Below are 10,480 nucleotides of genomic sequence, written 5' to 3'. Positions count from 1 at the left end.
TTACTACACCCACTCAGCCACACCCCACACCCAAAAGCCTTATATATAATGGGTTTGCCGTTAACAAGCGTGCCATTTGAAACTACACCCTACACCCTACACCCTAACCCCTGCCCTGACCAGGTTTCAGCTTTTCTTAGTGCTATTCGGAACTTAGACTTTAACAATTTTTGCAGATGTCTAAATCATCAGGAGTCAGAGAATGTGACTAAACGTCAGCACCGCAAACACTGGAAAGGGCCCCCGTTGGCATGGCGCAACTTAATGCAGAGTAAAGCTCGCTTAAGCGTGGGAGTTTCAGCCATCAGCTTTGCGGTTTCCTTAATATTTATGCAACTTGGACTCTTTGGCGGAGTGATGAAGGGAGCGACGCTCCTCTATGACAGCCTCGATTTTGACATTGTATTGATTTCATCCAAGTCGCCAGAGTCTACCAATGTTCCACCCTTTCCCCGACGTTATTTGTATCAGGCGGGAGGGATGAATGGCGTTGCTGCTGCTAGACCGCTATACCTGTCATTTGGCTCGTGGCGCAATGTAGAAACGACGCGAATACGAGCGCTTTTGGTTTTGGGGTTTAATTATCGAGATCCTGTGTTGCGCGTGCCAGAAGTTTATCCGTATTTACAAGACCTGCAACGCCAAGATACCTTGCTAATGAATCGCTTTTCACGCTCCGAATTTGGCCCGAGAGAAGTAGGTCTGAAAACTGAACTGAGCAGGCGACAAGTTGAAATTGTGGGGTTGTTTAGCTTAAATAACACTATCCGTGCTGATGGCACTGTGATTGTTAGCGATGGAAATTTTATTCGTCTCAATCCGGGGCGATCGCTAAATGATGTGAGTCTGGGGCTGCTGAAAGTTGAGCCTGGTGTAAACGTTGATGAAGTCGTACAACGCTTACGCCAAATCATGCCGGCAACGATTAAGGTGTTCGATCGCCAGGAAGCCATGGACAGAGAGCAGGAATTTTGGGTTAAATCTTCTTCGCTCGGTTATATCATTGGTGTTGCCGTTGTCATGGCTTTTTTAGTTGGGACTGTCATTGTCTATCAAGTCCTGAGTTCTGATGTCACTGAACGCTTGCACGAATACGCAACTTTAAAAGCCATTGGATATACTAATTTGCGTTTGCTGACAGTCGTTGTCCAAGAAGCGGTTGTGCTGGCGGCGCTGGGGTTTATTCCCGGTTGTCTTCTGGCTTTGGGCATGTACCATGCCATTTTTATTGCCACAAGACTACCAGTCGCCATGACTGTTAGCCGGATGTTATTAGTATTTGGCTTGACGATTCTGACATGTAGTGCATCTGGACTTATTGTTGCTCGCAAAGTATTAGTTGCAGATCCCGCTGATGTTTTCTAGAAAAAAGGTTCGAGTTGTCCTTTTTAAGTTTTCCCTTGCTTGGCGCAACCTGCTCCAGCGCCGATCGCAGTTTTTCACAGCATTAGCCGCGATCGCCTTTGCGGTTTTTCTGATGTTTTCCCAACTCGGATTTCAGAATGCAATGTTGAATAGTAACGTTGCGTTTATTCAGGTACTAAATGCTGATTTAATCATGCTCAGTCAGCGACGCTATGTTACCGTTATTGACGAAACCTTTAATCGAACTCGATTATATCAAGCTAGACAATTTGAGGGCGTTGCCGCCGCTTATCCTCTTTATATCACTCTCGGTAGTTGGAGACGTTCTGGAACTGCTGAGGAAAGGTCTATCCGAGTACTGGGATTTAACTTAGACGATCCTGTTTTTCTTTTGCCTGAGATTCAAGCCGCTGAATCCGTTCTCAAAATGCCCAACACTGTATTGACCGATAGCAGGTCTCGCAAAGATTATGGTTCTATGCAACCGGGTGTGACGACTGAGCTTTCTGGTGTCAACATCAAAATAATTGGCACGTTTGAACTGGGTGCTGACTTTGTAACTGATGGTAATTTAATTGTCAGCGATCTTAATTTTCTGAGAATCTTTGCAACTAGACCTTCTGGCATTGATTCCAAGCTTCGTCCATCGCTCAACGATGTTGATATTGGTCTAATCAAAGTGACTCCAGGAACGAATAGCGATCGCCTAGAAAAGTTTTTAAATCAAGCTTTACCATCTGATATAGTTGTTTACACCAAACAACATTTTATTGCCAAAGAACTAGATTATTGGATGCAATCATCTGGAATTGGGGCTATTTTTGGATTAGGAACAATCATCGGTTTTGTGGTTGGTATTGTCGTAGTTTACAACATTATCTATAGTAATGTTACAGATAATCTACCTCAATATGGTACTTTGAAAGCCATTGGTCATTCTAATTTTTATCTTGTCAGTATTGTTTTTCTCCAATCTATAATTCTTTCATTTTTTGGTTTTTTTCCGGGCTTTTGCTTAAGTTCTATTTTTTATAAATTAATTTCTACGGCTACAGGGCTGCAATTAGAAATGGATTTTAACGTTATCAGCCTCGTGCTATTTTTAACAATTTTAATGTGTGTGATTTCCGGACTGATTGCCAGCAGAAAACTTAAAAAAATAGATCCTGCTGATATTTATTAACAAATATTTTGAATAGATATTGATATAAACTGATGTCTACCGAACCAATTATTGTCATTGAAAAACTCAACCATTATTATGGCAAGGGTCAATTACGCAAACAAATATTATTTGATATTTCCCTGAAAATTTATCCTGGAGAAATTGTGATTATGTCCGGCCCCTCTGGGTCTGGAAAGACAACACTGCTGACTTTAATTGGGGGATTGCGTTCTGTTCAAGAAGGTAGCCTTCAGATACTAGGACACGAGTTAAGCAAAGCCAGCAATCGGTTGCTGGAAAATGTCCGCAAGCAGATAGGGTTCATTTTCCAAGCTCATAATTTGTTAGGTTCCTTAACCGCAAACCAAAACGTGCAAATGTCTTTGGTGTTGAATGATGCGATCGCAATGGAAGAAGCGCAAGAGCGATCGCAAGCAATATTAGAGCAAGTGGGACTGCAAAAGCGGATTCATTCTTATCCACACCAGTTATCGGGCGGACAAAAACAACGAGTGGCGATCGCGCGGGCTTTGGTAAACCGACCCCAACTGATTTTGGCAGATGAACCAACAGCAGCGCTAGACAAAGCCAGTGGTCGAGATGTGGTGAAACTAATGCAAAAACTGGCAAAGCAGCAAAATTGTACCATTTTGCTAGTAACACATGACAACCGAATTTTAGATATTGCCGATCGCATTGTTCATTTAGAAGATGGTCGTTTAGCCTCGCCTACAGAGCAAGCAATTTTAGACATTGAGAGTACCACAACCTCATTAGTTAAAGCGAAAAAAGAGGAATTGAGCCGCACGCTCGAAGAATTAACAATCCCTCAGTTTTTGAGTTTGCTTCAGAAGCTCAAAGAAGAATTTGAACAAGTTTTGCAAGCAATGAATATTCTCAGCGAGCAAATGCTAAAAGCAAATATTGAGGAAGTGATTAGGGCTTTAGCCTGGAAAATTGCCCAAATTATGGGTGCGGATAGAGCAACTATCTTTGTGGTCGATCGAGAAAAAAATCAGCTTTGGTCTAAGGTTTCTCGGAGTGAAAATGAAGAAGCGGTAGAAATTTTCCTGCCGATGAATGATAGTATTAGTGGTTATGTTGCCACAACTGGTGAGAGTGTAAATATAACTGATGTTCAGCAAAATCCTCAGTTCTATAGAGAAATCGATCGAGCAACTGGATATCATACTTGTAATATCCTTTGCTTACCCATGTTCAATAGCAAAAACCAAGTATTTGCAGTGGTTGTGTTGACTAACAAATTAGGAGGTAGCCCCTTTGATGCCAATGATGAACGTCTACTTCGCGAACTAACTGCACCGCTCAGTGTAATTCTAGAAGGTACTCTCTCGGTGTTACAACAATAGAGTTGTTGGGAATTGAAGAAGAATTCAGAAGTTAGAATAATATTTACCCTAAATAAGCTTTTTTAACTCGCTCATCACTAATCAATTCTGATGCTGCTCCTGTTAAGGTAATAGAACCAGCTTCTAAAACATAACCGCGATCGGCTATTTGCAGCGCCAAATTTGCGTTTTGTTCAACTAACAAAATAGTCACGCCTGTAGCCCGAAGATTTTCAATAATAGAAAAGATTTCCCGAACGATCGCAGGTGCTAAACCTAAGCTAGGCTCGTCTAAAAGCAATAGTTGTGGTTTACTCATGACAGCGCGAGCGATCGCTAACATTTGTTGTTCGCCACCACTGAGTGTTCCTGCTAGTTGATTGCGTCTTTGTGACAAGCGGGGAAATAGCTCAAATTGGCGCCCAATATCTGCTTTGATCTCGGCTTGATTGGAGCGAATATAAGCACCTAAAAGTAAATTATCAAATACAGTTTGCCGCGCTAATACTCTACGTCCTTCAGGACAATGGGCAATACCAAGTTGTACAACTTCGTGAGTTTGGCGACGAGTAATATTATGTCCATTATAGATAATTACGCCACTCTTAGGATTAACTACTTTAGATATGGCACGGAGTGTAGTTGTTTTTCCAGCACCATTAGCTCCAATTAGAGTAACTACCTCGCCTTTTTGAATAATTAAATTAATCTTTTTTAAAGCTTGGATACCGCCATAATTTACATCAAGTTCTTGAACTTCTAAAATTGTATAGTTTGGCTTACTATCGGCTTTCATGGGCGGTTTACATGCAGAAATGTTGATTCAAAATCTAAGATACATCAATCATACATTTCTTAAAACAGTGCCAAGACATTGCTTCAACTTCAAACTAACGCCATAATACCGTAATCTTTATGATGTACCATTAATTACTGATAAATATATCAAGCGTCCAGTGGGAAAAGTAGCAGATATTGGTAGCAAAGGACTAATTAATTTAGCTCCCGATGCATGGGTAAAGTGGGTAACACAACGTCCTGAAGTTGTGGCGAGAGAAATTCTCGGCTCTGAGTTTCACTGGATTAGCCGCGAAACAGATGTGTTAGTGAAAGCATACAGTGCCACTGACGGAGATTTTCTTGTACTCAATGAACTACAACTGCGTTACACAACACAGATGCCTCTACGGATGAGAGCTTATGCTGCCTTGGCACAAGAACGCTATCGATTGCCAACTTACCCAGTACTGATCAACATTTTACCGCCTTCATCCAACTTAACTATTGTCAGTAGTTACGAGCAGGAATTTTTAGGATTACGTGCTATCCAAGATTATCGCACGATCAATTTGTGGGAAATCGATGCTGAAATAGTCTTTGAGCAACCACTACCATCGTTGTTACCCTTTGTGCCAATCCTGCGAGGAGGGGGAGAGGTATCAGTTGTGCAACGCGCATTACAGGCGCTACGAGCAGACGCACAGTTGAACCAATTAGAATCATTGCTGGCATTTTTTGCTAGCTTTGTCTTAGACACGCCTTTAGTACAACAAATCATGAGGTGGGATATGGCAGTATTGCGAGAATCGCCTTGGTATCAAGAAATTGAGCAAAGAGGTATTCAGCTAGGTCTTCAGCAGGGTGTACAACGGCAGTTAATCCGAGTATTGCGACGACGCTTTGGTGAAATTCCTCATGAAGTGGAAGCAAGGCTTGAGGGTGAAAGTGTGGAAAAATTAGAAAATTTAATGGATAGTGCGATCGCTGTAAGTTCTTTAGACGAATTTATGGTAATTTTGTCTACGTAAATTCATTCATTTCCCAAATAAGCTTCAATTACAGCCGGATCGTTTCTGACTACAGATGGTTCACCCAAGGCAATTAATTGACCAAAATCTAATACAGCAATGCGATCGCACAAACCCATAACCAATGGTACATGGTGTTCTATAAGGACGATCGTCAAATTAAAGCGTTCGCGCAGGCTACGGATAAATTCACTCAATTGCTGCTTTTCATTTGGGTTCATTCCCGCCGCCGGTTCGTCGAGAAGTAAAATTTGCGGTTCTAAGGCTAAAGCACGGGCAATTTCTAAGCGACGCTGATCGCCGTAAGCAAAGTTTTTGGCTTTCTCGTCAGCGCGATCGCTTAATCCCACCAAATCTAATAAATCGAAAGCTTTTTGCTTAGTTTTTAATTCTTCGCGAGGCGCTGGTGGTAATCCCAAAACACCTGTAATCATATTACTTTTGGTGTGTAAATGTCGGGCGATTATCACATTTTCTAACGCCGATAATTCCCCAAACAAGCGGATATTTTGGAAAGTACGGGCGATACCTAAAGCAGCAATTTGATGAGGACGCAGTTGAGAAACTTCTGCACCTTGATAAATTAATTGGCCACCAGAAGGTGGAATAAAGGCAGTAATCAAATTAAACAGTGTTGTTTTGCCAGCACCATTAGGGCCAATCAGCCCAAAAATTTCATGTTTATTTACACTAAAAGATACATTATTTACCGCCACCAAACCACCAAAGCGACGAGTTAATGCTTTTGCTTCTAAGACAATATTGCTGTTAGCTGCTGAAATACTATGTGACATTTTCGCATATTATTATGAATTATAAAACTTACGCAATAACTCTCTAAAACTCTTATTCCCTTGTGCCCTTTGCGTGCTTGACGGTTCGTTTTTTTCTTTGAAAAACATCTGGAGTAATTAGCCCTTGAGGGAAAAAGATTGTACCTATTACTATAAGTAACCCAAAAATAATTAATCTACCATCTCGCAAAAACTGTGCTAACCAATTAGGTAAACCACCAGTATCAGCGAGGCTTCGCAGAATCTCTGGTAAAGCTGTAAATACCATACCTCCAATTACCGGGCCTAAAAAAGTTCTCGAACCACCAATTAAAACAAAAGTTAAATATATAATGCTGGCATCAAAAGTACCTTGACGAGCATTCCAGGTATTGAGGAAGTGAGCGCTAATTGCACCTACAACCCCTGCAAGCATAGCCCCCAATGTAAATGCCAAAACTTTGTAATAAGTCGGATCGATTCCCATTGCACCCGCAGCTAATTCATCTTCACGGATAGCGATAAAAGCCCTGCCGACGCGGATACGTTCTAAACGATAAAGTAACACCATACTAATTAATAGTAAAGGCAGAGCAATCCATAAATATTCGAGTTGTGTTTGGAAAGGTTGAGGAATGCCAAAAATTCCAACAGCACCGCCTGTAATGTCTAAATTGAGAGAGATAACGCGCAGAACTTCCACAAAAGCGATAGTTGCGATCGCTAAATAAATTCCTCGCAACCTTAATGCTGGAATTCCCACTAATATACCCAACAAACCAGAAATTACACCCGCAATTAACATCTCCAATAACAACAATGGAATTGAAAATAAACTACTGCTAGATGTAAAAATTTTTGTGGATAAAATTGCTGCAATATACCCACCTAAAGCATAAAATCCTGGACTAGCTAAAGACAATTGTCCTGTCATTAAGGGTAAGTAAAGCGATAATCCTAATAGCGCTCCCAATACCATAGAGACAATCAAAGAAGCGTAAGTAGCGAAAAAATCAGCCATTTTATTTAATATATTTTGATTAAGTTTAATCAAACTATCGCTTTTATTAACTATTAAGCTGTTAATATTTCCTCTGCTGTCAGCGTCAGTTCAGGAAAAGTTCGTGACACAATTCGTTCTGAACCTCTAAAATGTGTACATTGGTATTTACCATCATCATTTAATAGAAAAACAAACACCGCCGGAACTTTTGGATTTCCTAAATATTCTCTTAGCCCAATTGCCAAATAATCTATAATCCAATATTCTGTAATACCTAAGCGTTGATATTCATCTAATTTATCAATGTAGTCATCTTCCCAATTAGTTGATGTCACCTCCACAGCTAATTGAATGGGTTCTTCAAGTGCAGCATAAGCAGAACGATTTGAGCGCCATTTATCTTTATCTATGACACTTACATCAGGCTTGCGCCCTTGCTCTATGCCATTAGCAGTTATAGTTTTAAAGACTGCTGTATTTTTTACTACGTAATTAAGATTTAAACGTTTAATTTCATCTTTGAAAGAGTCAGCCGTAAAGTCAGCGACATCATCATGATTTCTGGTTGCACGCACTTCTACAATTTCTCCATCTACAAGTTCATATAAACCTTCCTCTGAAGACTGTTCTAAAAATTGGTCAAAAGTTAATTTTTGTTTGGTGTATGTTTTCATAGCGCTACTCTCTTTAAACTTTCTGAATAAACCGCCGCCCTAACAAACCTTGGGGTCTAACTAATAGCATGATAAACAAAATTGCAAAAGCTACTGCGTCTTTATATCCAGAATAATCAGCAGGAACAAACGCCTCTACTAATCCAATTAACAAACCTCCCAACACTGCACCAGGAATACTACCTAAACCACCTAAGACAATTACCGCTAAACCCCGCAAACCAAAAGCAATGCCGAAATATGGCCCTGCAATACTAACACTAGAGGCAACTAAAGTTCCTGCTAATCCTGCTAAAAAACTGCTAATGAAAAAGGTTAGGATGATAAAGCGATCGCTATTAATTCCTAACAAACTAGCTGTAGTTGGATCTTCTGCGATCGCTTGCATTGCCTTACCATATTTAGTTCGATTGATAAAATAGGTAAGAATTACCACGATTGCTACTGACACAGTAAAAATTACCACCTGAACACTGCGAATCGGAATTGGGTTTTCTGAACTACCAAAGTTAATCGCAGGTGGCAAATTACCATAAGTATTTGCGGGGTATGTATAACTTTCCGCACCTACTAAATATTGAATTAAATTCACAATTACCACTGCTACCCCCAAGCTGGAAACAACAGTTAGTAAAGGATCGGAGTTTTGACGGCGCAAAGGTTGAAAAGCAACGCGTTCCATCACTACCCCTACCAATCCCGCCAAGGTGCTTCCTAAAATCAAGGATATGGCAAATGGTAATTTTATCGGCAAGGCTGCATTAGCCAGCAAACCATTAAATCCAAAGTTCCCACCCATGAGTGCATAAGTAAAATATGCACCCAAGGTAAAAATCGCGCCATGAGCTAAATTAATAATGCCCAAAATCGAATAAACCAAGGTATATCCCAAGGCAAAAATTGCATAGACGCTGCCAATGGATAACCCATTTAATAATTGCTGCAAAAAGATATTAATATTCATGAAGCAACTATTTTAGAAATGTAAATTTACCTTGACTTCCATCTTTTTCCATTTTGATTTGGGCAACATAGAAATCTTTTTGCACAACTTCACCTGTAGGAGTAAAACCAATTTCACCCAATGGTGTATTGTATGTTCCTTCAAGTATTTGTTTGTTTAGCTGCGTCCGTAATTCTGGTAGCTGTAGTTTATTGACTTTGCTCTTTTTATCTAAAGATTGGAGTGCTTCGACATAAACCTGCACTGCTGCAAAAGCTTGGGCGCTAAATTGGGGTGGTTCTTTTTTATATTCTTCAATATAGGCTTTACGAAATGCCGTGTTAATTTCACCTGGATGTTCTGGACTGTAGGCTTGAGCAATCAATACCCCATCACAAAGTGCTTTACAAACTGGCAATAAATTCGATGTATTTAGACCATTTCCACCAACAATTAAGCCTTTATAACCCAGTTCCCGCAATTGCCTAACTAAATTACCACCATCAGCAGCCAAGCCAGAAATAATTACCAAATCTGGTTTGAGATTAATCGCATTGGTTGCTTGACTTTGAAAATCTGTGTCACTAGTTTGGAATTTTTGCACTGTTACCAATTCTAGCCCTTGATCCTTAACTGTTTGCTGAAAAATTTCCGTTTCTGACTTGCTAAATGCATCATTTTGAGCATAGAAAACTGCAACTTTTTTCAGTTGGGGATTTTGCTTAAGTGCCGCTTTCACCGAATTAGGTGCAACGATGGAAACGGGTGCAGAAACACGAGCAACGTAATCACCAATTTCGGGAATATTTTTAGCAGTATTTGATGGGCCAATAATTGGTACTTTTGCCCGTTCGCCAATGGGATCGGCACTAAAGGCTTGCTGTGACAAAGTTGGGCCGACAATTCCAATAACTTTATCTCTATTAATTAGAGTTTGAAAAGCGTTAATTGCTCCTGCTTCATCACCGCTAGTATCTTGAAAAACTAATTTAATTGGTGTACCATTAACACCACCTTTACTATTAAAATACTTCTGGGCAAGTTTAGCTCCAGCGACTTGCTCTTGACCAAGTAATGCCACATTGCTAGTTTGGGCAACACCAATACCAATAGGAATAGCATTTGATAATGTACCCGTTGTTGCTGGGGTATTGGTTACAGTATTATTTTGGGTACTATTTGGAATACTATTTGGACTAGTATTTGGACTATTAGTGGGAGAATTTGTCACTGTGGTAGTGCCACCACCACAGCCTGTTAGTAGCAAAGCGCAAGTTGATAATAATGCTGTTGTCCGAGCGATCGCGTTGTTCATCGTTGGATAATCATCTAGTTATGAGATATTCGGCAAGAGTTAATAGTAAAGTTCATAATCTGCAAACAAAATGATGCAGATTTAC

Annotated in this window: 10 protein-coding genes; 4 read left to right on the top strand and 6 right to left on the bottom strand. The window is 40.3% G+C overall.

Annotated features, from left to right (window positions below; genetic code table 11):
- The 3 genes from devC (RMZ95_RS01300) to RMZ95_RS01290 form a co-directional block, all read left to right on the top strand.
- A partial coding sequence (devC, locus tag RMZ95_RS01300; RefSeq protein WP_409882122.1) for an ABC transporter permease DevC occupies window positions 1–1,365 on the top strand: 1,365 nt, incomplete at its 5' end.
- Window positions 1,355–2,548, top strand: coding sequence for an ABC transporter permease DevC (gene devC, locus RMZ95_RS01295; protein ID WP_322686945.1), 1,194 nt, complete (start codon window positions 1,355–1,357; stop codon window positions 2,546–2,548). The genes devC (RMZ95_RS01300) and devC (RMZ95_RS01295), both read left to right, overlap by 11 nt.
- 32 nt (window positions 2,549–2,580) lie before the next feature.
- Window positions 2,581–3,900, top strand: a complete 1,320-nt coding sequence (locus RMZ95_RS01290) for an ATP-binding cassette domain-containing protein (protein WP_322686946.1) — start codon at window positions 2,581–2,583, stop codon at window positions 3,898–3,900.
- 43 nt (window positions 3,901–3,943) lie between these two features.
- On the opposite strand, the gene RMZ95_RS01285 is transcribed toward RMZ95_RS01290, so the two are convergent.
- Window positions 3,944–4,675 carry an ABC transporter ATP-binding protein gene (locus tag RMZ95_RS01285; protein WP_322672822.1) on the bottom strand — a complete coding sequence of 244 codons (732 nt, stop codon included), beginning with the start codon at window positions 4,673–4,675 and terminating at the stop codon, window positions 3,944–3,946.
- Between the two features lie 160 nt (window positions 4,676–4,835).
- Here RMZ95_RS01285 and RMZ95_RS01280 point away from each other — a divergent pair, with 160 nt between their 5' ends.
- Window positions 4,836–5,687 (top strand): Rpn family recombination-promoting nuclease/putative transposase, encoded by an 852-nt coding sequence (locus RMZ95_RS01280; protein ID WP_322672823.1) that lies wholly within the window; start codon window positions 4,836–4,838, stop codon window positions 5,685–5,687.
- Window positions 5,688–5,689: 2 nt separating this feature from the next.
- On the opposite strand, the gene RMZ95_RS01275 is transcribed toward RMZ95_RS01280, so the two are convergent.
- Genes RMZ95_RS01275 through RMZ95_RS01255 form a run of 5 tightly spaced genes read right to left on the bottom strand, consistent with a single transcriptional unit; the run spans window position 5,690 to window position 10,395 of the window.
- Window positions 5,690–6,481, bottom strand: a complete 792-nt coding sequence (locus RMZ95_RS01275; RefSeq protein WP_322686947.1) for an ABC transporter ATP-binding protein — start codon at window positions 6,479–6,481, stop codon at window positions 5,690–5,692.
- A gap of 52 nt (window positions 6,482–6,533) precedes the next feature.
- Window positions 6,534–7,481, bottom strand: coding sequence for a branched-chain amino acid ABC transporter permease (locus tag RMZ95_RS01270; RefSeq protein WP_322686948.1), 948 nt, complete (start codon window positions 7,479–7,481; stop codon window positions 6,534–6,536).
- A 53-nt stretch (window positions 7,482–7,534) separates the two neighbouring features.
- Window positions 7,535–8,137, bottom strand: coding sequence for a Uma2 family endonuclease (locus RMZ95_RS01265; protein ID WP_322686949.1), 603 nt, complete (start codon window positions 8,135–8,137; stop codon window positions 7,535–7,537).
- A 13-nt stretch (window positions 8,138–8,150) separates the two neighbouring features.
- A complete protein-coding gene (locus RMZ95_RS01260; protein WP_322686950.1) occupies window positions 8,151–9,101 on the bottom strand; it encodes a branched-chain amino acid ABC transporter permease in 951 nt (316 codons plus the stop codon).
- Window positions 9,102–9,108: 7 nt separating this feature from the next.
- Window positions 9,109–10,395, bottom strand: a complete 1,287-nt coding sequence (locus RMZ95_RS01255) for an ABC transporter substrate-binding protein (protein WP_322686951.1) — start codon at window positions 10,393–10,395, stop codon at window positions 9,109–9,111.
- Window positions 10,396–10,480 lie beyond the last annotated feature (85 nt).

It is taken from the genome of Nostoc sp. DedQUE07, assembly GCF_034530975.2.
In the GTDB taxonomy this organism is placed as follows: domain Bacteria; phylum Cyanobacteriota; class Cyanobacteriia; order Cyanobacteriales; family Nostocaceae; genus Nostoc.
This window is presented reverse-complemented; position numbering and strand designations above follow the sequence as displayed.

Coding starts and splice junctions, on each gene's coding strand:
- RMZ95_RS01260 (WP_322686950.1), bottom strand. CDS start 9,101: ATGAATATTAATATCTTTTTGCAGCAATTATTAAATGGGTTATCCATT.
- RMZ95_RS01270 (WP_322686948.1), bottom strand. CDS start 7,481: ATGGCTGATTTTTTCGCTACTTACGCTTCTTTGATTGTCTCTATGGTA.
- RMZ95_RS01255 (WP_322686951.1), bottom strand. CDS start 10,395: ATGAACAACGCGATCGCTCGGACAACAGCATTATTATCAACTTGCGCT.
- devC (WP_322686945.1), top strand. CDS start 1,355: ATGTTTTCTAGAAAAAAGGTTCGAGTTGTCCTTTTTAAGTTTTCCCTT.
- RMZ95_RS01290 (WP_322686946.1), top strand. CDS start 2,581: ATGTCTACCGAACCAATTATTGTCATTGAAAAACTCAACCATTATTAT.
- RMZ95_RS01265 (WP_322686949.1), bottom strand. CDS start 8,137: ATGAAAACATACACCAAACAAAAATTAACTTTTGACCAATTTTTAGAA.
- RMZ95_RS01275 (WP_322686947.1), bottom strand. CDS start 6,481: ATGTCACATAGTATTTCAGCAGCTAACAGCAATATTGTCTTAGAAGCA.
- RMZ95_RS01285 (WP_322672822.1), bottom strand. CDS start 4,675: ATGAAAGCCGATAGTAAGCCAAACTATACAATTTTAGAAGTTCAAGAA.